20 protein-coding genes are annotated in these 19,382 nt (G+C 71.4%); 9 read left to right on the top strand and 11 right to left on the bottom strand.

Annotated features, from left to right (window positions below; genetic code table 11):
- The first annotated feature begins 70 nt into the window (after positions 1-70).
- Entirely contained in the window at positions 71-463 is a 393-nt protein-coding gene (locus tag K8Z49_RS27315) for an ATP-binding protein (RefSeq protein WP_412515560.1), read from the top strand.
- A gap of 166 nt (positions 464-629) precedes the next feature.
- Positions 630-1,535, top strand: a complete 906-nt coding sequence (locus K8Z49_RS27310) for a toll/interleukin-1 receptor domain-containing protein (RefSeq protein WP_111830799.1) — start codon at positions 630-632, stop codon at positions 1,533-1,535.
- 371 nt (positions 1,536-1,906) lie between these two features.
- Here K8Z49_RS27310 and K8Z49_RS27305 read toward each other — a convergent pair whose 3' ends face one another.
- On the bottom strand, positions 1,907-2,617 hold the full coding sequence (locus K8Z49_RS27305; RefSeq protein WP_146877412.1) for a hypothetical protein: 711 nt from the start codon (positions 2,615-2,617) through the stop codon (positions 1,907-1,909).
- A gap of 97 nt (positions 2,618-2,714) precedes the next feature.
- Here K8Z49_RS27305 and K8Z49_RS27300 point away from each other — a divergent pair, with 97 nt between their 5' ends.
- From K8Z49_RS27300 to K8Z49_RS27290, 3 genes are all read left to right on the top strand, one after another.
- A complete protein-coding gene (locus K8Z49_RS27300) occupies positions 2,715-3,473 on the top strand; it encodes an SDR family NAD(P)-dependent oxidoreductase (protein ID WP_412515558.1) in 759 nt (252 codons plus the stop codon).
- A gap of 159 nt (positions 3,474-3,632) precedes the next feature.
- Positions 3,633-4,082, top strand: a complete 450-nt coding sequence (locus tag K8Z49_RS27295; protein ID WP_244938514.1) for a lamin tail domain-containing protein — start codon at positions 3,633-3,635, stop codon at positions 4,080-4,082.
- Positions 4,083-4,105: 23 nt separating this feature from the next.
- Entirely contained in the window at positions 4,106-7,159 is a 3,054-nt protein-coding gene (locus K8Z49_RS27290) for a BTAD domain-containing putative transcriptional regulator (RefSeq protein ID WP_412515557.1), read from the top strand.
- On the opposite strand, the gene K8Z49_RS27285 is transcribed toward K8Z49_RS27290, so the two are convergent.
- The 3 genes from K8Z49_RS27285 to K8Z49_RS27275 all read right to left on the bottom strand — a co-directional run bounded on the left by K8Z49_RS27285 (position 7,141) and on the right by K8Z49_RS27275 (position 10,149).
- Positions 7,141-7,950 (bottom strand): ABC transporter permease, encoded by an 810-nt coding sequence (locus K8Z49_RS27285; RefSeq protein ID WP_075025043.1) that lies wholly within the window; start codon positions 7,948-7,950, stop codon positions 7,141-7,143. The genes K8Z49_RS27290 and K8Z49_RS27285 overlap by 19 nt on opposite strands.
- Positions 7,947-8,894: an ATP-binding cassette domain-containing protein gene (locus tag K8Z49_RS27280; RefSeq protein WP_075025044.1), complete on the bottom strand. Its 948-nt coding sequence runs from the start codon at positions 8,892-8,894 to the stop codon at positions 7,947-7,949. Before K8Z49_RS27280 ends, K8Z49_RS27285 begins: the two co-directional genes overlap by 4 nt.
- Positions 8,895-8,958: 64 nt before the next feature.
- Positions 8,959-10,149, bottom strand: a complete 1,191-nt coding sequence (locus K8Z49_RS27275; RefSeq protein ID WP_412515556.1) for a CaiB/BaiF CoA transferase family protein — start codon at positions 10,147-10,149, stop codon at positions 8,959-8,961.
- A gap of 98 nt (positions 10,150-10,247) precedes the next feature.
- Here K8Z49_RS27275 and K8Z49_RS27270 point away from each other — a divergent pair, with 98 nt between their 5' ends.
- Entirely contained in the window at positions 10,248-11,120 is an 873-nt protein-coding gene (locus tag K8Z49_RS27270; RefSeq protein WP_021596688.1) for a hydroxymethylglutaryl-CoA lyase, read from the top strand.
- On the opposite strand, the gene K8Z49_RS27265 is transcribed toward K8Z49_RS27270, so the two are convergent.
- The 4 genes from K8Z49_RS27265 to K8Z49_RS27250 form a co-directional block, all read right to left on the bottom strand.
- Positions 11,117-11,767, bottom strand: coding sequence for an SDR family NAD(P)-dependent oxidoreductase (locus K8Z49_RS27265; protein WP_412515555.1), 651 nt, complete (start codon positions 11,765-11,767; stop codon positions 11,117-11,119). The two genes, K8Z49_RS27270 and K8Z49_RS27265, sit on opposite strands and share 4 nt — an antisense overlap.
- Before the next feature lie 59 nt (positions 11,768-11,826).
- Positions 11,827-12,135: a hypothetical protein gene (locus K8Z49_RS27260; RefSeq protein ID WP_412515554.1), complete on the bottom strand. Its 309-nt coding sequence runs from the start codon at positions 12,133-12,135 to the stop codon at positions 11,827-11,829.
- Positions 12,136-12,258: 123 nt separating this feature from the next.
- Complete coding sequence (locus K8Z49_RS27255) at positions 12,259-13,569, bottom strand: phosphotransferase (protein ID WP_412515553.1); 1,311 nt, start codon at positions 13,567-13,569, stop codon at positions 12,259-12,261.
- Positions 13,570-13,603: 34 nt separating this feature from the next.
- The gene (locus tag K8Z49_RS27250) at positions 13,604-14,260 is read right to left on the bottom strand and encodes a TetR/AcrR family transcriptional regulator (protein WP_021596684.1); all 657 of its coding nucleotides are present in this window, start codon (positions 14,258-14,260) and stop codon (positions 13,604-13,606) included.
- Positions 14,261-14,388: 128 nt separating this feature from the next.
- On the opposite strand from K8Z49_RS27250, the gene K8Z49_RS27245 reads away from it, so the two are divergent.
- Genes K8Z49_RS27245 through K8Z49_RS27235 form a run of 3 tightly spaced genes read left to right on the top strand, consistent with a single transcriptional unit; the run spans position 14,389 to position 16,758 of the window.
- Positions 14,389-14,961: a VOC family protein gene (locus tag K8Z49_RS27245; protein WP_021596683.1), complete on the top strand. Its 573-nt coding sequence runs from the start codon at positions 14,389-14,391 to the stop codon at positions 14,959-14,961.
- Positions 14,945-15,586, top strand: coding sequence for a carboxymuconolactone decarboxylase family protein (locus tag K8Z49_RS27240; RefSeq protein WP_111830792.1), 642 nt, complete (start codon positions 14,945-14,947; stop codon positions 15,584-15,586). The genes K8Z49_RS27245 and K8Z49_RS27240 overlap by 17 nt, the downstream gene beginning before the upstream one ends.
- Before the next feature lie 11 nt (positions 15,587-15,597).
- On the top strand, positions 15,598-16,758 hold the full coding sequence (locus tag K8Z49_RS27235) for an acyl-CoA dehydrogenase family protein (protein ID WP_412515552.1): 1,161 nt from the start codon (positions 15,598-15,600) through the stop codon (positions 16,756-16,758).
- A 190-nt stretch (positions 16,759-16,948) separates the two neighbouring features.
- Here K8Z49_RS27235 and K8Z49_RS27230 read toward each other — a convergent pair whose 3' ends face one another.
- The 3 genes from K8Z49_RS27230 to K8Z49_RS27220 are packed head-to-tail and all read right to left on the bottom strand — an operon-like array spanning position 16,949 to position 19,355.
- The gene (locus tag K8Z49_RS27230) at positions 16,949-18,148 is read right to left on the bottom strand and encodes a sensor histidine kinase (RefSeq protein ID WP_412515551.1); all 1,200 of its coding nucleotides are present in this window, start codon (positions 18,146-18,148) and stop codon (positions 16,949-16,951) included.
- Positions 18,145-18,813, bottom strand: coding sequence for a two-component system response regulator CseB (cseB, locus tag K8Z49_RS27225; RefSeq protein ID WP_024934213.1), 669 nt, complete (start codon positions 18,811-18,813; stop codon positions 18,145-18,147). The genes K8Z49_RS27230 and cseB overlap by 4 nt, the downstream gene beginning before the upstream one ends.
- A complete protein-coding gene (locus tag K8Z49_RS27220; RefSeq protein WP_256255687.1) occupies positions 18,810-19,355 on the bottom strand; it encodes a hypothetical protein in 546 nt (181 codons plus the stop codon). Before K8Z49_RS27220 ends, cseB begins: the two co-directional genes overlap by 4 nt.
- Positions 19,356-19,382 lie beyond the last annotated feature (27 nt).

Raw genomic sequence — 19,382 nt, 5'->3', positions numbered from 1 at the left:
CGTAGCGAACCTATCGCTCAGCGTGCAGGCTGTCCGGCGGATCAGCGGAAACGTCCGAAGAGGTCATGCCATGCCGACAGCCCCTGCCCCCGAGATACCGACCGTGGTTCTCGACCCCGGTGACCGCGCGCCCGCCCTCGCCCGCCGCTTCCTCGCCGACCAGTTCCGGGAGTGGGGATCCACGGACGACTACGTGGGACGGCTGGTGGTGTGCGAGCTGGTGACCAACGCCTGCCGGCACGGCGAGGGGTCGATCATCGTCCGCCTCTTCCGCGACGCGCGACCGGACTTCGTGGTGATCGAGGTTTGGGACCGAGGCGAGGGCCTCCCTGTGATCGGCCCAGAGAACTTCGCGGCGACATCGGGCCGGGGCCTGCTGCTGATGTCCCATCTCGTGCTCGACTGGGGAACCCGACCGATCCTGGAAGGCGGAAAGATCGTCTGGGCCAAATGCGCCCTCTGAGTTCCATGGGGGCGACTGCGAGAAGTTTTGGCCGACGGACCGTGTCGGCAATTCCACGCGACGGTGATCGCATGTCCACTCGTGGCCATCTTGCAAGCGGGAAGGCGACCGAATGTAGTCTGAGCTTATCTCGCTGCGCAAATCACCGTCACGCTCCGGGGGAAACATGAAGATCTTTCTCAGCTATGCTGCTTACGATCAGCCTGTTGCGCATTTCTTGAAAGAGAGTCTGAGCGTGGAGATGGGGGTGTCGTTCTGGATGATGTCCGATGACACTCCGCCTGGGACGGTGTGGAGCGAACGCATCAAAATGGGCATCGAAAAATGCGATGCCATCTACTCCATCGTCACTCCGGAGTCCGTTGGACGGCCCTGGATAACGGCTGAATGGGCGAGCTTCTGGATACTCGGCAAGCCGACGACGCCGTTGTTGATAGACGTTAAGGTGGAGCGGTTGTGGGAACCGATGCGAGCCTTCCAGTCTGTGATCCTCACCGACGTGAGCTCGGTAATGCGTTTCTTGAAGGCGCTCTCTGGTGCAACTGGAAATTCACCGGTCGATGGGACCAGGCGTCTGGCCAACGAGATCACGCAGGAAATACCGCTCATCAGAGAGCGGCAAGCGCTGGGAGACATCGAAAGAGCGATAACCCGGGTCGGCTCCCGGCTGCGTTCCGGCACCCCCAACATCGACCCTCTCGATATTCGAACGCTGCTGTCGCACGACAGGCTCGAAGAACTTCTGAGCATGGTCGAGTCCGACGAGGCCACGTCCGTCAAACAGCGGCAGGCGGCGGTCGCGCTGGTGAACTTGGGCCGCTACGGAGAGGCGGCGAGTATCGCGGTGCTGATCAAGAACCGGAACGAAGCCCGTACCGTGTGCATGGAGATCGTGCGGAGGATACCCCGGGGCGCTACCGAGGCCTCCGATGAATGGCAGGCCCTCGATCGGGTGTTCCCCAGACTGGGGAGACCTCAGATCAGGGACGTGCTTGAGGGCATGGAACAGGCCGGCGTAGCCCCGTTGGGGCCGTGGGCGTCAGGCGAATCTCTGGCCGATGACGCGCCTTGATGCAACGAGCGTGAAGTGGCGCGATGCCCGGCCTGGCCACCGGCGGCCGGCGGTGTGGGATCGGGCCTGCGGTAGGGAGTTGCGGCAGGCGACGTAGTGGGACGCGCGGTGGTTGCCCCTGGCCGTGGTCAGGGAGCCGGTCGGCTCGGTGGCGGCAGCGCAAACTGGTCCGGGTTTGGTGGTTGACGATCGGGGGTTTCTGGTGACTGTTGTTCATGGTGACTCGCTGGCCGAGTTTGGGAGCACGGATCGCGGTCACTTCGCTGGTCCCGCCTCTGCCTTGTTCTCCGTGGGCGCAGGGGCGGGATCATGCCTTGCCATGTTCGATGTGGCGTAGGCCTCGGTTCCGCCGCTCGGACGATGCACGGGTACTATTCGGCGGAGAGCAGTCGCTCTTTGAGGGCCTTGCTGATTTCTGGTAGTTCGGCGCGGATGAGCGCCCGTTCCTCGTCGGTTATATCTTGGGCTGCGCGGCGAATCCTGTCGACGTAGTCGGCCTCGAATTCTGTTTCCAGGTCGATCTCGTCCACCCAGCCTGCCCCAGCGGCGTCGCCGAAGAGGTCGAAGAATACTGCCATGAAGAGAAAGGGACGCTGTAGTCCGGGCTCGTCGTATCGGGGTGGTCGGCCCGCAGTCGCGATCGACTGGCTGAAGAGGTGGATCGCCTCCCTCGTGTTACCCGAGAACAATGCGACCTCGGCGGCGCGCATCAGCAGGGAATGCTTCGTCTTGCAGTGTTTCGCGGCACTTCTGGCGATTTCTATGGCGCTCCGCGCTCGTTCCTCGCGGTCGAGGAAACTGACAAGCCAGACGTACGGTGTCTCGTGGTCGGGTTGCCGGGCCGCCTCGTCCAGGAAGACCGGCACGGCGTCCGTCCAGCGGTTCTCGTCGCGGGCGTGTTTGATCGCCGATCGTAGAGCAGGGCCGCCTCGCCCGCGGGAGTCTGGCGTTTCGCGGCCGTATCGGCTGAGCATTTCCTTGACCGTCTCGGACTCGGGGAACTGCTCTCTATCAAGGACATTCTCAATCTGGGCGACGAGTCTGCGTGCGTCGCGGTTCTCGCGGCTGAATGGATTTCGCATGGGCAAGATCATACATGTGGCGCCCTGTGAACCAATTGGACCGCATCCGGATGATAGGGAGGGTGCATGATCGGGTGGCGAGAGGAAGGTGTGTGCTGTGGGTGAGTCGTATGTCGTGACCGGTGGTGGGCGGGGTGTGGGGCGCGCGATCGTTGAGCGGTTGGTGGCGGGTGGCGGGCGTGTGGTCGTCATCGAGTTCGACCCGGAGGCCTTGGCTTGGACGGAGGATCGGCCGGGCGTGAGTTCGGTCGTGGGTGATGCCTCTGAGGAAGGGGTCGCCGAGCGGGCCGCCGACCTCGCGCAGGAGGTGGGGGCGTTGGTGGGGTGGGTGAACAATGCCGCGGTTTTTCGGGACGTCGGAAACCCGTCTGCTCGGGAGCTTCTGGGGCTTGTTGCCATGAACTTTGAGCCGGCGGTGGTGGGGTGTGTTACTGCCGTGCGGCGGTTCCTGGATGCCGGGACAGGGGGCGCGATTGTTAACGTGTCGTCGCATCAGGCGCAGCGGCCGGTGCGTGGGGCGTTGCCTTATGCGACGGCCAAGGCGGCCATTGAGGGGTTCAGCCGGGCCTTGGCCGTTGATTATGGGCCTCGCGGGATTCGTACGAATGTCGTGGCGCTCGGGTCCATCACGACTGAACGGTATGAGGCATTTCTCGGGCGGCAGGCGCCCGGGGAGGTCGCGCGGATCGAGAATGAGATGCGGTTGCTTCATCCGGTGGGGCGGGTCGGGCGGCCGGATGAGGTGGCGGCGGCTGTGGCTTTTCTGCTTTCGGATGAATCGAGCTTCGTCAACGGGGCCGTGGTTCCGGTGGACGGCGGGCGGCATGCCGTGGGGCGGGATCCCGAAGAGGTCTGAGATCCCGTGTTTTCCCGGATCACCTGGGCAAACGCGGTTCGTTGGACGCCTGGGGCATCCCGTCGGTTGGCGGGATGCCCCAAGGTGGTCAGGATGCCCCATCGATCAGCGAATACCGGTACTTCTAGGGATTCGTTCGATCGGAAGGGATCCACAGGGGTGAAGAGGCTTTTCGTTGCGGGGGCCGCCGCCGTCGCGGTGGCGGGCGGGGCCGGGCTGCTGGTGGCGACGCCGGCCGAGGCCGCGAGTGCCGTGCAGATCTATCGGGTGTACTACAACTCGCCGGGGAGCGACCGGGGGTCGAACTCGTCGCTGAACGCCGAATGGGTGCAGCTGTTCAACACGTCGAAGTCGTCCAAGAACATGAAGGGCGTGAAGATCCGCGACAAGGCCGGGTACACGTACACCTTCGGGGCCTTCACGTTGAAGGGGCGCAAGTCGGTTTACGTCCACACCGGCCGGGGCTCCAACAACGCGACGCACCGGTATTGGGGCAAGAAGTGGTACGTGTGGAACAACACCGGTGACACCGCTTACCTGCTCTACCCGAGTGGCCGTCTCGCGGACAAGTGCTCGTGGGGGAAGAAGGGGTCGTCCAAGTACTGCTGACTGCACGGTGGCAGAGTTGAGGCGTGCGGGTTGGGATCCTTGGGCCGCTGACGGTCACGGACCGCGGGCGTGACGTCGTGGTCGGCGGGGCTCGCCTGCGGGCGCTGCTGATCAGGTTGGCGCTCGAAGAGGGGCGGGCGGTGACCGCCGAGTCGCTCGTCCGGGCGCTGTGGCCGGACGGCGGCCCCGGAGATCGGGTGCATGCGCTGCACGCGCTCGTCTCGCGCCTGCGGCGGTGCCTGCCCGAGGGGCGGATCCGGTCGGTGCCCGGCGGTTATGTCCTGGACGCGGACGTGGACGCGCCGGAGTTCGAGCGGCTCGCCCGGGAGGGCGGCCGGGCGCTGCGCGACGGGGACGCGCGGTGCGCCGTCGAGCGGTTGCGCGAGGCGCTGGAGCTGTGGCGGGGCGACGCGCTCGCGGACGCCTCCGGGCTGCCGTTCGCGGACGCCGCGGCTGTCCGGTACGAGGCGCTCCGGCTCTCGGCCACCGAGGACCGGATCGCCGCCGACCTGGTCGCCGGTGCCGAGCCGGCGCGGTCGGTCGCGGAGCTGGAGGAGCTGGCGGCGCGCCATCCGCTGCGGGAACGGTGCAGGGCCCTGCTGGTCCAGGCCCTGCACCGGGCGGGACGGCCGGCCGAGGCGCTGGCGGTGTTCGAGCGGTTCAGGGGCGTGCTCGCCGAGGAGCTGGGGACCGATCCGGGGCGGGAGCTGCGGGACGCCTACCTGGGCGTCCTGCGGTCCGCCCCGCGGGAACGGGTGCGCGGCAACCTGCGGGTGCCGCCGACCAGCTTCGTCGGACGGGAGGACGAGCGCGCGTGGATCGCGCGGCGGCTCTGGGAGGGGCGCCTCGTCACGCTCGTCGGGCCCGGCGGGGCGGGCAAGACCCGGCTCGCGACGCAGGTCGCCGCCGACCTGGCCGGGCGGTACCCGGGCGGGGTCTGGCTGGTGGAGCTGGCGGTGATCGACGAGCCGGACGAGGTGGTCCACGCGGTCGCGGGCGTGCTCGGCCTGCGGGACGGGGCGGGCCGGCTGGTGGAGGCGCTGTCCACCGACGAGACGCTGATCGTCCTGGACAACTGCGAGCACGTAGTCGAGGCCGCGGCCCGGCTGGCGGACGGCCTGCTCGCCGCCTGCCCCGGCCTCCGCGTCCTCGCGACGAGCCGGGAGCGCCTCGGCGTCGACGGCGAGGCGCTCTGCCCGGTGCCGCCGCTCGACGTCCCCGGGCCGGGGGAGGACGGCCTGGCGTCGGCGTCGGTGGAGCTGTTCGCCGAGCGCGCGGCGGCCGTCCGGCCCGGGTTCACGGTGCGGGGCGACGTCGTGGGCGAGATCTGCCGCCGGCTGGACGGGTTGCCGCTGGCGATCGAGCTGGCCGCGGCGCGGCTGCGGTCCATGTCGCCCGAGCGGCTGGCCGCGCGGCTGGACGACCGGTTCCGGGTGCTGACCGGCGGGCCGAGGACCGCCTTGCCCCGGCACCGGACCCTGCGCGCCGTCGTCGCCTGGAGCTGGGATCTGCTGCCCGCCGGGGAACGCCGGTTCGCCGAGCGCCTCTCGGTGTTCCCCGGGACGATCACGCCGGAGAGCGCGGCCCGGGTGACCGGGGCCGGGCGGTCTCTGGAGCTGCTCGAATCCCTCGTGGACCGTTCGCTTCTCCAGGTCGTGGACGATTCCGAGCCGCGGTTCCGGATGCTGGAGACGATCCGCGAGTACGGGCGGGAGCGGCTGGCGGACGAGACGGGCCGCGTCCGGGCCGAGTATGTCCGCTGCTTCCTCGAACTGGCCGAGCGGGCGGAACCGCACCTGCGGGGATCCGGCCAGCTGGAGTGGGTCCGCCTGCTCACGGCGGAACGCGACAACCTCCACACCGCGCTGCAGCACGCCGTGGACGCCGGGGACGCCGAGCCGGCCGTCCGGTTGGGAGCCGCGCTCGCCACGTTCTGGATGATCCAGGGCGATCACGCCGAGGCGGCGCGCAGGCTGCGGCAGGTGCTGCGGGTGCCGCGGCGGTCGCCCGTCCCGGGAGAGGACGCCGCGCTGGGCGGTTACGCGTTCAACACCGTCCTCGCGGGCGGCGACGCCCGGGACGACCCGCTGATCGGTGAACGGCCGCGGGACGCGCGCCATCCGCTGGCCGCGCTGGCCGAGCCCGCCGCCGCCCTGCTCACCGGCGACAACGCCGCCGGAGTGGCGGCGATCGACCGGCGCCCGCCGGACGACGACCCGTGGGCGCGCGCGGCGCTGCGGCTGATGCGGGCGATGCTGAACGGCAACCGCGGCGAGATGGGGCAGGCCGGCGACGACATCGCCGCCGCCCGGCGGGGTTTCCGGGAGGCCGGTGAGCGGGCCGGGCTGGCGCTCGTGCTCACGTTCGGGGCCGAGACGCAGACCGTCGCCGGGGACTTCGCCGGGGCCGCCACCGCGCTGGAGGAGTCGATCGGGCTGCTGCGCGAGCTGGGGCAGGACGACGCCGCCGGCATGCAGCGGGTGATGCTCGCCGTGGCCCGTGCCCGGTCCGGCGACGTGCGGCGCGCCCGCGACGAGCTCGCCGCGATGATCGAGCCGGGCGCCGGGACCCCGTCCCGCCACCTCGTCCCCGCCCGGCTGGCGCTCGGCGACCTCGCCCGCCACGCAGGTGCCGCGGACGAGGCCCGCGAGCACTACGCCGCCGCCGGACGGGAGATCGGCCGGGTGCGGGCCTACCCGCAGTACCGCTCACTGCTGGAGGCGGCGCACGCCCAGATGGCCATGGGACGGGGCGAGCCGGACGCGGCGCACGACCATCTGCGAAGGGCGCTCGCCCTCGCCGTCGACTCGCCCGACATGCCGATCGCGGCCGTCGCCGGATACGCGGTGGCCCGGTTGCGCGCCGTCGCCGACCCGGAGGGCGCGGCGGAGGTGCTCGGCGCCGCGTCCGTCCTGCGCGGCTCGTCCGATGCGCACAACCCCGACGTCGCGCAGGTGGCCGGACGCATCCGGAAGGCCCTGGGCGAGCACGCCCACCGCGCCGCCGTCGACCGCGGCCGCAGGCTGGACGTGGCCGGCGCGCTCGCCCTGCTCGACGATCAGCTGCGCCGCCGGTAGGCGTACACGGCGAGCGGCCCGAAGACCGCCAGGAACCCCGCCGACCACAGCAGCGTCATCGCCGCCGGATGCGCGACGGGCCCGCCGAGCAGCAGCCCGCGCGCGGCGTCCACGGCGTGGCTGACCGGGTTGACCTCGACCCAGGCCCGGAGCCAGCCCGGCAGCGTGTCCGCCGGGACGACCATGGTCGTCCCGAACGCCAGCGGGAAGATCCCGAGGAACGCCACCGTCTGCACGATGACCTCCTCCCTGATCAGCACGCCGATGAGCACGTTGAGCCACCCCAGCGAGAACCCGAGCACGGTCGCGAGCCCGGCCGCGGCGACCGCCGACGCCGCGTCGGTCTGGACGCGGAAGCCCAGCAGGTAGCCGGTCGCGAACAGCACGACGGCGGCGACGACGTACCGGATCATGTCGCCGAGGACGATGCCGGTCAGCGGCGCGGAACGTCCGATCGGCAGGCTCCGGAAACGGTCGAAGACGCCCTTCTTGATGTCGGTGTTGATGCTCAGCCCGGTCGCCAGCATCCCGGCGAGGAGCATGGTCATCACCAGCACGCCCGGGAAGACGTACTGCAGGTAGGCGTGCGTGGAGCCGGACACCGCGCCGCCGAACAGGTACACGAACAGCAGCAGGAAGATGATCGGCATGAACAGCGCGTCCAGGAGCACGCCGGGGTTGCGCCGCGTCTTCGTCAGGCTGCGCCCGGCCAGCAGCAGGCTGTGCCGGACGAGCCGGTGGCGGGGCCGCGCCGCCGCGCCGGCCGCGGGCCGCAGAGCGATCTCGGTCATGCGGCCTCCCTCTCCGCGTGGTGGCCGGTCAGGGTGAAGAACACCTCGTCGAGGCTGGGCAGCCGGAGGGACAGCTCGGTGACGGAGATGCCGGCCGCAGCCAGGCGCCGCACGGTCTCGGTGAACGCGGCGTCCCCCGTGACCGGCACCGTGACGACGTCCCGGCGGGGCGGCTCGACCTCGCGTCCCGACACCTCCCGCAGGATGGCGGTGACCTCGGCGAGCCGGCCGGGGTCGCGCGGCCGGACGGCGATCGTCTGCCCGCCCGCGACCCGTTTCAGCTCGGCCGGGGTGCCCGCGGCGATCACGGTTCCGCGGTCGATGACGGTGATCTCGTCGGCGAGCGCGTCGGCCTCCTCCATGTACTGGGTGGTCAGCAGCACGGTCCCGCCGCCGGTGGTCATCGACCGGATCAGCCGCCAGGCCTCCTCCCGCCGGCCCGGGTCGAGGCCCGTCGTCGGCTCGTCCAGGTAGATCACGGCGGGACGTCCCATCATGCTCGCGGCCAGGTCGAGGCGGCGCCGCATGCCGCCGGAGTACGTGGACACGCGGCGCCCGGCGTCGTCGGTCAGCTCGAAGCGGTCCAGCAGCTCGGCGGCGCGGGCCCGCGCGTCCGCCTTGCGCATGTCGAGGAGCCGCCCGATGAGGACGAGGTTCTCCGTCGCGGTGAGGTCCTCGTCCACCGACGCGTACTGGCCGGTGAGGCCGGCCAGCTCCCGCACCCTGGCGGCGTCGCGGACGACGTCGAGCCCGCAGACCTCCGCCCTGCCGCCGTCCGGCCGCAGGAGCGTGGCGAGGATCCGCACGGCGGTCGTCTTGCCCGCGCCGTTCGGGCCGAGGACGCCGAGGACCGTGCCGGGCCGCGCGGCCAGGTCCACCCCGGCCAGCGCGGTCGTCTTTCCGAATCGTTTGACCAGGCCCTCCGCCTGGAATGCGTAGTCCATGGCGCCGAGGCTGCCGGGCGGCGCTCACAATCCGCTCACACGGCCACCGGCGCCCGTCCGCGGGTCAGATCGTCCCGGTGGCCTCCAGTGCGGCGATCTGCTCGGGGGTCAGGCCGAGGCCGCCGTAGATCTCCACGTTGTGCCGGCCGAGCGCAGGGCCAAGCGAGCGGACCTCGCCCGGCGTCTCGGACAGCTTCGGGAAGACGTTGTGCATCGGGAAGTCGCCGAACTCGGGATGCGCCATCCGGATGATCGCCTCGCGGGCCCTGTAGTGCGGGTCGGCGAGCATGTCCTTGGCGCGGTACGTGAGCCCGGCCGGGATGCCGTTGTCGTGGAGGAGTTCCAGGAGGGGAGCCGACTCCTGGGCGGCCGTCCAGGCGCCGATGAGGTCGTCCAGCTCCTCGGCGTTGGCGCCGCGGGCGCCGTGCGTGGCGTAGCGCTCGTCGTCGGCCAGTTCGGGACGTCCCATGAGCGCGGCCAGGCGGCGCCAGATCGTGTCCCGGTTCGCGGCGATGAGGACGGGTCCGTCCTTCGTCGGGTAGACGTTGCTGGGCGCGACGTTCGGCAGCACGGAACCGGTGCGCTCCCGCTGGTAGCCGGCGATCTCCCATTCCGGGACGAGCGACTCCATCATCGCCAGCACCGCCTCGTACAGGGCCGAGTCGACGATCTGGCCGCGTCCGGTCCGGTGCCGGGCGTGCAGCGCGACGAGGGTGCCGAGGGCGGCGAACGTGCCGGCCAGCTCGTCCCCGAGGGAGATGCCCGCGCGGGACGGCGGCCTGTCCGGATCGCCGGTCACGTACCGGATGCCGCCCATCGCCTCCCCGATCGAGCCGAACCCGGCGCGCGGCGCGTACGGGCCGTCCTGCCCGTAGCCGGTGACGCGGGTGATGATCAGCCGCGGGTTCTCGGCGTGGAGGTCGGCGGGCGCGAGGCCCCAGCGTTCGAGGGTTCCGGGACGGAAGTTCTCCACCAGCACGTCCGCCTGGGCGATGAGCCGGCGGGCGAGTGCCTGCCCTTCCGGTGTGCGCAGGTTCAGGGTCACCGACTTCTTGTTGCGCGCGAGGATCGGCCACCACAGCGACATGCCGTGGGGCTTCTCCCGCCCCCACTCGCGCATCGGGTCCCCGGCGCCGGGTGGTTCGATCTTGACGACCTCGGCGCCGAAGTCGCCGAGCAACTGGCCGCAGAACGGCCCGGCCAGCAGCTGCCCCATCTCCACGACCCGCAGATCGCCGAGCGCCTCGGTGCTCATCATCCTCCTCGCCCGCAGCCCTTCTGGGCGCTGTTTGCATGCAATATAGTGCCGACAACGGACAATCCCGCAAGAAGTGAGTCGGATTGCATACAACTGTGCTGGAGGTCGGCCCTCGCGACGGCCTGCAGAACGAGGACCGCGTGCTCTCGCCCGACGACCGGATCGCCTTCGTCACGCGCTGCGTGGACGCGGGCGTGCGCCGCGTCGAGGCCGTCTCGTTCGTCCATCCCGAGCGCGTCCCGCAGATGGCGGGAGCCGAGGAGGTCATGGCGGGCGTGCCCCGCCGCGAGGGCGTCTCCTACAGCGGGCTGGTCCTCAACCGCCGCGGCCTGGACCGCGCGCTGGAGGCGGGCGTGGACGAGATCAACGTGGCCATACCGGCGTCCGACACGTTCTGCGTCCGCAACCAGGGGTGCACCACGTCCGAGATGCTGGACGCCTGGGACGGCATCGCCGCTGCCGCCGCCGACGCGGGCATACCCGCCGGGATGACCATCGCGACCGCGTTCGGCTGTCCCTTCGAGGGCGACACGCCGCCCGGCCGCGTGGCCGACATCGCCCGCCGCGCCGCCGCGTCCGGCGCCGTCGAGATCGCCCTCGCCGACACGGTCGGGGTCGGCGTCCCGTCCGAGGTCCGCGACCTGTCCCGCCGCGTCCGCGACGCCGCCCCCGGCACGCCGCTGCGCTTCCACTTCCACAACACGCGGAACACCGGCTACGCGAACGCGCTCACCGCCCTGGACGAGGGCGCCGCGACGCTGGACGCGAGCACCGGCGGCTTCGGCGGCTGCCCCTTCGCGCCGGCGGCCACCGGGAACATCGCCACCGAGGACCTTCTCTACGCCCTCCACCGCACCGGCGTCGAAACCGGGATCGACCTGGTCCGGGTATCAGAAACGGGCCTGTGGCTGGCCGAACTGCTCGGCAGGCCCGCATCCGCCCTTCTCGGACGTGCCGGCCCGTTCTAGGGGCCGTGGTACGCCTCGCGCTCCCACTCGTCCCGCTCCTGCGTGTGGAGCCGCCAGTAGTGCTCGGCGATGTCGTCGGGGTCGAAGTCCGTCCCCGGCGCGACCGTGCCCGCCACGGTGACGCTCGCGACGTGCACGCCGGACGGCCCGTACTCCTGGTGGAGCAGCTCGACCAGCGTCCGCACCCCCGCCTTGCCCAGCGACAGGCTCACGTACCGACGCTTCGGCTCCGGCATCCCGCCGGTGATGAGGAACGTTCCACGCCCCCGTTCCGCCATCGCGGGCGCGACGTGGGCGGCGGCGACGGCCGCCCCGGCCACGTTCACCGCCCAGGCCTCCATGTGGCCCTGGACCGACAGGTCTCTCGGGCCGTCCGGCCTGATGAGCGCCGCGTTGTAGACGACGACGTCCGGTGTGCCGTGCTTGCCGGCGATCTCGTCGAGCGCGGCGCGCAGCGCGACCTCGTCGGTCGCGTCCGCCGGTCGCGCGACCACGTCCGCTCCATCGGACGCGACCGCCCGGGCCTCGTCCCGCAGCGCCCCCTCGTTCCGCGCGACGAGCCCGACCGGCAGCCCCTCCCGGGCGAACCTGCGGGCCACCGCCCGTCCGATGCCCGGACCGGCACCGATGATCACTGCTCCTGCCATCCCCGCCTCCTTCGGCCGGGGACGACGCTACGCCCTCACATCGATGTGAGGGTCAAGCCTCAGCTCAGGTCGAACTTGACCTTCTCGCCCTCGATCGACGTGATCGTGATCGTGACCGGCCCGACCCGCGAACTCTGCCCGTTCCCGATGGTGGCGGGCGCCGAACCTCCGGCGGAGACGGTCATGCCCTGCGCGGAGATCTCCGAGACGGTGACGTCCACGTCGTTGATCTCCACGGTCTGCCCGGCGCCGTTCACCGTCACATGGCATTTCCCGTTGACGCACGAGTGCGAGTTGCTCTGGCATCCGGTGATCAACAATGCCCCGCCCACCGCGAGTACCGAGAGGAACGATGCGGAACGCTTCACTTTCTACCCCCTGATCGAGCGACCTTAGAGGTACAGATGCGCCGAAACCACCCCTGGTTCCGCTACAAGAGGATCGGCTCCTCTCGTGCAGGTCGGCCTGCGTCCTCGAAGGCCGGATTCCGGTCAGCCGGGGAGGGAGAGGTGGCGCGGGTTGGCCACCGTGAGTTTGTCGATCACCGTGGCGCGGACGGTGGCGATCACCTCGTCCATCCGGGCGTCGAGGGTGCCTTCACGGATGGCCTTCGCAAGCGCGATGTCGGTTCCGCAGTCCAGGGCTTTCAGGCGGTTCTCGTGGGCGGCCCCGTGGGCTTCGGCCAGCAGGAGTTCCCGGCGGGCTATGCGGAGCGCGGCGGCTGCGACGCGGGCGTGGAAGCGCAGACGGTCGTCGGGTTGCTCGGCCGTGGCCAGGAAACCGCCGGCGGCGTCGATGAGGGCGTGCGCGTCCGGCTGGTCGTGGGGTGATGCGTCCGGTGCTTGCGCGTTCTCCAGGGGGTCTTGGACGGTCACCGGTTCCGTCAGGCCCATCGCGAGGAGGAGGTCGTGTTCCTGCTCGCAGACCCGCCGCCCCAGGACGGCGTACTCGATCGACCGGTCGGAGCCGCTCAGGTAGCGCTCGGCCTGGTGGCGGCACAGGATCAGCCAGCGGAGCGTCCCGTACACCTCCCACCAGTGGAGTTCCTCGGGGGTGGGCGGGGTGCCGCCGGCGGCGGCGTACCCGGCGAGGAGGTCGTCACGGGGACCGAACCCGCCGACGGGATGCGGCGACCCGAAGCGCCACGCCTTCACGCAGAGCCAGCCGAGATCCTCGGCCGGGTCGCCGAGGTGGGCGAGCTCCCAGTCCAGGACGCCCGTCACGCCGCCCGTGCCGATCATCAGGTTGCCGTTGCGGAAGTCGCCGTGCACGACCGTCCGGCGGCCCGACGCGGGCGGACGCCGGTCGTCCAGCCAGCGCAGGGCCAGCTCGACGGCGGGCCGCATCTCGAACGTCGAGTACAGGGCTTTGAGCGCGGTGAGGGGGTCGTCGTCCGGCAGGCCGGGGACGGGCGCCATCGCGTGCAGCCGGGCCAGGATGCCGCCCAGCTCGCGGGCGAGGCCCGGACGGACGGCGGCGAAGCGGTCGTCGCGCAGGAGCCGGCGGGGGATCGTCTCGCCCGCCAGCCGCTCCATGACCAGGTAGGCCGTGCCCTCCAGGTCGTCGCCGTGGCCGACGAGGCGGGGCACGGGGACGCCGGCGTCCGCGGCGGAGGCGAGCAGCGCGGCCTCGCGCGCCATTGCGGTGGGGTCGAGGACCGCGGGCGGGTCGCGGCGCAGGATCAGCGGGCGGCCGCCCGCGTCGAACGACCACGTCTCGCGGCTCGCGCCGCCCGACAGCCGCCGGAGCCCGGTGACCGGCGCGCCCAGCCGTCCGGCGAGCGCGGTCTCCAGGGCGTTCATGCGCGGGCCGCGCGCTGGGCGGAGGTGATGGCGGTCATGAGGCGGTCGGCGAGTTCCACGGGTCTCCTAGCTGGGACGGCAGGCCGAGGGCGCGGACGCTGAGCGCGTCGAGGGTGTCGAGGAGGCGTTCGGTGCCGGGCGGGTCGTCGCTCTGGACGAGCCACAGGTACAGGGAGTGGTCGACCATCGCGCCGAGGGCGCGGGCGGCCATCTCCGCGTCCAGGTCGGACGGGACGAGCCCCTCGCGCTGCCAGCGCGCGATCGCCCGTGCGGACCGTCCCACCTGGGTGGCCCGGTGCTTGCGCCGCAGCCGCTGGAACTCCTCGTTGAAGGTCGCGACCTGCTCGATGATCGCCATCATCTTCGCGTTGCGCCGGTACGCCTCGTAGTAGGCGCGGTTGGCGCGGCGGATGCGGGCGGCGGGGGACGGGCCGGCGGACGGGACGAGGTCCTGCCGCGTCATCTCCTCGAACAGCCGGTCGGCGACCTCCAGGAACACCGCTTCCTTGGACGGGAAGTAGGTGTAGAAGGACCCGTACGCGACGCCCGCGTGCCGGGTGATGTGCGCGACGCGGGTCTCCGGGAAGCCGCGCTCCTCGAACACCTCGCGCGCCGCGGCCACGAGGCGCTCCCTGGTCCGCGCGCCGCGCTCGGTGAGCGGCGGGCCGCCGGGGTCGTCGCGGCTCGGCATCGCCGTGGTTCCTCTCGCCAGGGGTTGACAGCCCGATGTTCGCGGGAACAGTATCCGAGCATCGAGCAAGTTGATATGACTGTCAAGTCAACTTCTGGGCGCACCGCCGCCCTGTTCGAGGAGGTCCCATGAACACCGAGTTCGAACTCGGCGGCATCAACCATCTGGCGCTGGTGTCGTCCGACATGAAGCGCACCATCGACTTCTACTCCGGCGTCCTCGGAATGCCGCTCATCAAGACGCTCGACCTGCCGGGCGGAATGGGCCAGCACTTCTTCTTCGACTGCGGCGGCGGCGACTGCGTGGCGTTCTTCTGGTTCCCGGACGCGCCCGACGGCGTCCCCGGGGTCTCCGCGCCCGCGGGCCGTCCCGAGCAGGGCGAACTGCTCAGCGCGGTCGGGTCGATGAACCATGTGGCGTTCCACGTCCCCGTCGACAAGTTCGAGGACTACCGGCGGCGACTGAAGGAGAAGGGCGTCACCGTCAGCCCGATCCTGAACCACGACGACAGTCCGGCCGGTGTTTCTCGCGACGTCCACGACGGCGTCTTCGTCCGGTCGTTCTATTTCCAGGACCCGGACGGGATTCTTCTCGAATTCGCCTGCTGGACGCGGACGTTCGACGAGTCCGACGTCTCCCACGAACCCAAGACCGGCGCCGACCGGACCACCCGGAAGGAAACGCATGCCGCGACTGCGTGAGGTTCCGCGCGCCGAAGTCACCGACGAGCGCATCCTCTTCTTCTACGACCACCTGTTCGCCCCCGACCGCGACCCGGCCGTCGACCACGGCACCGCGACCGGATCGCCCGGCGACTGGTGGACGGTGTTCGCCCAGTCCCCGGACGTGTTCCGGCACGCGGTCCGCGGCTTCGCCCTGTACCGGAACGCCGACCTCGACCCCGTCCTGCGCGAGCTGGGCCAGTGCCGGGCGGGCTGGGCGCGCGGCAGCCAGTTCGTCTTCTCCCAGCACTGCAAGCAGATGCGGGCGCTCGGCATGCCCGAGGAGAAGATCGAGTCGATCCCGCACTGGCAGACCGCCGACTGCTACTCGCCCCTCGAACGCGCCGTCCTCGCCTACACCGACTGCCTCGTCCTGGACGGCGGCCGGACGCCCGACGCCGTCTTCGATGTTCTGAAGAAGCACCTCCCCGACAACGAGATCCTCCAGCTCACCTACATCACCTGCATGTACGACATGCACGCGACGATGTCGCGGGCGCTGCGGCTGGAGTTCGACGACCGTCCCGAGCCGGTCGTCGAGGTCGCCGCGCCGGAGGGCTACGGCAATCGCGACATCTCCGCCGACCTGACCGGCGCGGGCTGATGCTGTTCCCCGTGCCGGACCGCGTCCGGGACGTCCGCGACGCAGTCCACGCCTTCATGACCGAACGCGTCGAGCCGGCGGAACCCGCGCTCAACGCCGGCGACCGCGACCTGCTCCTCCAACTGCGGCATGAAGCCAAGGCCGAGGGGCTGTGGGCCCTCGGCCACCCCGCCGAACTGGGCGGCGGGGGCATGCCCTTCCTCGACTACGTGTACGTGAACGAGGTCCAGGGACGCAGCGAGTGGGGCCAGCTCGTCCTCGGCACGTTCACCCTCCAGGACTCGCTGATGCTCCACAAGTACGCGAGCCCTCAATGGCGTGAGCGATACCTCGCCCCCTTGGTCGCGGGCGAAATCTCTCCGAGCTTCGCGATGACCGAGCCCGACCACGCCGGCTCTGACCCCACCCAGTTGCAGACCAGGGCCGTCCTGGACGGCGACCACTGGGTCATCAGCGGCCGCAAGTGGTTCACCACGGGCGCCGCCCAGGCCGCCTACACCACGGTCATGTGCCGCACCGAACCCGAGGGGACGCCCCCGCACCTGTCCTTCAGCATGATCGTCGTGCCGACGGACACGCCGGGGTACCGGATCGTCCGGGAGACGCCCGTCCTCGGCCTGAACGGCGGCCACTACGAGGTCGCCTACGACGACGTCCGCGTCCCGGCCGGGAACCTGCTCGGCCCGCGCGGGCACGGCTTCGTCATCGCCCAGGAGCGCCTCGGCCCCGGCCGCATCTTCCACTGCATGCGCTGGCTCGGCCAGGCCCAGCGCGCCTTCGAGCTGATGTGCGACCGCCTCGGCACCCGCGTCGCGTTCGGCGAGCCGCTCGCGGCGAAGCAGCTCATGCAGCAGCACGTCTTCGACTCCTACACCGAGATCCAGGCGTCCCGCCTGCTCACCCTCCAGGCCGCCGAGCAGATCGACGCGGGCGGCCAAGCCCGCATCGAGATCGGCGCGATCAAGGTCGTCGGGGCCCGCATGCTGCACAACGTCGTCGACCGCGCCGTCCAGGTGCACGGCGCCGCCGGCCTCACCGACGACACCCCGCTCTCCCGCATGTACCGGCACGCCCGCGAGGCCCGCGTCTACGACGGCCCCGACGAGGTCCACATCCAGAGCACCGCCAGACGAATCCTCCGGGCCGCCCGGCCGCGAAGGGAGGAAAGATGAAGATCACGAAGCCGGCAGGCGGCCTGCTGTTCCCCAAGGGCCAGGCACCGGGCGTTCCGTGCCCGCCGAAGTGCTCGGTGTGACGGCCGACCCGGTCAAGGCTCGCCATGCGACGGTCCCCGGCGTCGACCGGTTCCTCGACCGGGTCGCCGAGGAGATCACGGTGCTGACCGTCGATGCGGCGACGGTCTTATGGACGGTCTGGGAGGTGGATCGTTACTTGGGCGCCGCCTGTTCGGTGGTTGGTGAGGGTCAGGGTGGCGCCTAGGACGGCTGCCTGGCCCTTGGCGATGGTCAGGCCTAGGCCGTGGCCGCCCGGGGTTTCGGCGGAGCCCTTGCGGAAGCGGGTCGGGCCCTCCTGGAGGAGGTCGTCGAGGAAGCCCGGGCCATGGTCGCGGATCGTGATCGTCGGGCCGTCCACCTCCACCTCGATCGGGTGGGCGCCGTGGCGGGTCGCGTTGGCCAGGACGTTGGTCAGGATGCGTTCGAGGCGCAGGGGGTCGGTTGCCACGACCGTGTCGGTGAGCACGTTGACCTGGGCGTCGGGGGTCAGGGCCCGGACGCGGCGGGACGTGAACGCGCCGAGGGGCACCTCGGACAGGTCGGCGCGTTCGGTGGCGGTGTCCAGGCGGGCGACCTCCAGGACGTCCTCGACCAGGCCGCGGAGCGCGCCGACCCGGTCCCGCACCAGTTCGGCGGGACGGCTCGGCGGGAGGAGTTCCGCCGCGGTGGTGAGGCCGGTCAGGGGTGTGCGGAGCTCGTGCGCGATGTCGGCGGTGACGCGGCGCTCGGCGTCCAGGCGGGCCTGGAGGGCGGTCGCCATCGCGTCCACCGCGCGGGCGAGGTCGGCGGTCTCGTCGCGGGCCCGGTCGCCGACCGCGTCGCCGACCCGGGTGCCGTGCTCGCCGTCCGCCACCTGGCGGGCCGCCGCGGCGGCGCGGCGGAGGCGGGACGAGAGCCGCGCGCCGATCAGGACGCCGGCGCCCGTCCCGCAGGCGACGACGGCGAGGGAGCCGAAGAGCAGGACCCGGTCGAGGGACGCGAGTTGTGCGCGGCGGTCCTCATAGGTGGACGCGAGGGAGAGCACGCTGCCGCCGGCCGGGGCCGCCGCCCAGATCGTGTCGCCGTCCAGGAGCGTGGCGTGGTTGCCGCGGGCGGCGGCTCTGCGGAGTTCCGGGGGGAGGTCGGGGTCGTCGAGGGTGCCGCCGAAGGCCGGGGCGCCGGTGCGGGCGTACTCGCGCAGGACGAGGTCGAGGCGCTCTGTTTGGAGGCGGCGCGCCTCGTCGGCCTGGCGGCGGGCGAACGCGATGTGCACGGTCAGGCTGAGCGCCACCGCCGCGGCCGTGCTGACCAGGGCGATCACCGCGGAGATCTTCCAGCGCAGGCTCATTCGGTGTTCCGCAGCTTGTAGCCGAACCCCCGGACGGTCTCGATGCGGTCGGCGCCGATCTTGTTGCGGAGGCGCTGGACGTGCACGTCGACGAGGCGCGTGTCGCCGCCCGCCTCGTACTCCCAGACGTTCGCGAGCAGGACGTCCCGGGTCAGGACCGTGCCGGGGGACTCGGCGAACCGGAGCATGAGCTTCATCTCGGTGGGGGTCAGCGCGACGATCTTCCCCGCGCGGCGGACCTGCACGCCGTCCGGGTCGATCTCGACGTCGCCGAAGCGGCGGACTCCGGTCGGTCGGGTCGGCTGTCCCGCGCGCCTGAGTTGGGCGCGGATGCGGGCGGTCAGGACGGCGCCGTCGAACGGCTTGGTGACGTAGTCGTCGGCGCCCGCCTCCAGGCCCACGATGATGTCCACCGGGTCGTCCCGCGCGGACACCATGATCACCGGGATGAGGCTCGCCTCGCGGATGCGACGGCACAGGCTCACGCCGTTGAGGCCGGGGAGCATCACGTCGAGGAGGGCCAGGTCGGGACGTTCGGCGTGGAAGGCGTCCAGGGCCGCGCGGCCGTCGGCGGAGGCGGTCACGCGGAAGCCGTCGCGTTCAAGGGTGAGCTGGGTCGTCTCCCTGATCACGTCGTCGTCCTCGACGAGGAGCACGTGGCTCACCGGCCGGCCTCCGCGAACCGGGTGCCGTCCCAGCGCAGCGGTGTCGCGCGGGTCGTGCTCGGGCACGGCTCGTCGTCGCCGGGGTTGAACACCGGACGTTCCAGGCGGAGGCCGGTGCCGTCCGCCGTGACCCGGCCGCCCGCCTCCTCGGTGCCGAAGACCCGCTCGGGGCGTCCCTCGTCCAGGCGGTAGACGAACGCTCCCAGCGTGCCGCCGCAGGCGGTGTGGTCCTCGCAGCCGGCGACGTCCATCAGCACGACCGTGCCCGCGCCGCCGACCGTGGCGTAGCGCGTGTACACCGGGTACCAGCCGCGGAACGCGCCGTTCGCGCAGGGGCGGGCCACCGCGGCCTTGATGCGGTGGCCGACGCCAGGGTCGTCGCGGAGCACGCGGACCTCGTCGACCGTGGGGCTGCCGTCCGCCACCGGCGGTGTCGACGCCCGCACGTCCTCGGCCCGGCCCTCGACGCGCAGCCCGGCCCCGGGCGTCCCGCATCCGGTCAGGGCCAGCCCGGCGAGCACGACCGTGAGCGTTCTCCTCATGATGCGGCGATGCTATCCGCCGGGCCG

Source organism: Actinomadura madurae (assembly GCF_047130825.1).
GTDB lineage: Bacteria > Actinomycetota > Actinomycetes > Streptosporangiales > Streptosporangiaceae > Spirillospora > Spirillospora madurae.
The sequence above is the reverse complement of the archived record's forward strand: the minus strand, read 5'-3'. Positions and strand labels throughout refer to the sequence as shown.

Coding starts and splice junctions, on each gene's coding strand:
- K8Z49_RS27280 (WP_075025044.1), bottom strand. CDS start 8,894: ATGGACTACGCATTCCAGGCGGAGGGCCTGGTCAAACGATTCGGAAAG.
- K8Z49_RS27315 (WP_412515560.1), top strand. CDS start 71: ATGCCGACAGCCCCTGCCCCCGAGATACCGACCGTGGTTCTCGACCCC.
- K8Z49_RS27245 (WP_021596683.1), top strand. CDS start 14,389: ATGAACACCGAGTTCGAACTCGGCGGCATCAACCATCTGGCGCTGGTG.
- K8Z49_RS27230 (WP_412515551.1), bottom strand. CDS start 18,148: ATGAGCCTGCGCTGGAAGATCTCCGCGGTGATCGCCCTGGTCAGCACG.
- K8Z49_RS27285 (WP_075025043.1), bottom strand. CDS start 7,950: ATGACCGAGATCGCTCTGCGGCCCGCGGCCGGCGCGGCGGCGCGGCCC.
- K8Z49_RS27250 (WP_021596684.1), bottom strand. CDS start 14,260: ATGCCGAGCCGCGACGACCCCGGCGGCCCGCCGCTCACCGAGCGCGGC.
- K8Z49_RS27220 (WP_256255687.1), bottom strand. CDS start 19,355: ATGAGGAGAACGCTCACGGTCGTGCTCGCCGGGCTGGCCCTGACCGGA.
- K8Z49_RS27240 (WP_111830792.1), top strand. CDS start 14,945: ATGCCGCGACTGCGTGAGGTTCCGCGCGCCGAAGTCACCGACGAGCGC.
- K8Z49_RS27305 (WP_146877412.1), bottom strand. CDS start 2,617: ATGCGAAATCCATTCAGCCGCGAGAACCGCGACGCACGCAGACTCGTC.
- K8Z49_RS27310 (WP_111830799.1), top strand. CDS start 630: ATGAAGATCTTTCTCAGCTATGCTGCTTACGATCAGCCTGTTGCGCAT.
- K8Z49_RS27275 (WP_412515556.1), bottom strand. CDS start 10,149: ATGAGCACCGAGGCGCTCGGCGATCTGCGGGTCGTGGAGATGGGGCAG.
- K8Z49_RS27255 (WP_412515553.1), bottom strand. CDS start 13,569: ATGAACGCCCTGGAGACCGCGCTCGCCGGACGGCTGGGCGCGCCGGTC.
- K8Z49_RS27265 (WP_412515555.1), bottom strand. CDS start 11,767: ATGGCAGGAGCAGTGATCATCGGTGCCGGTCCGGGCATCGGACGGGCG.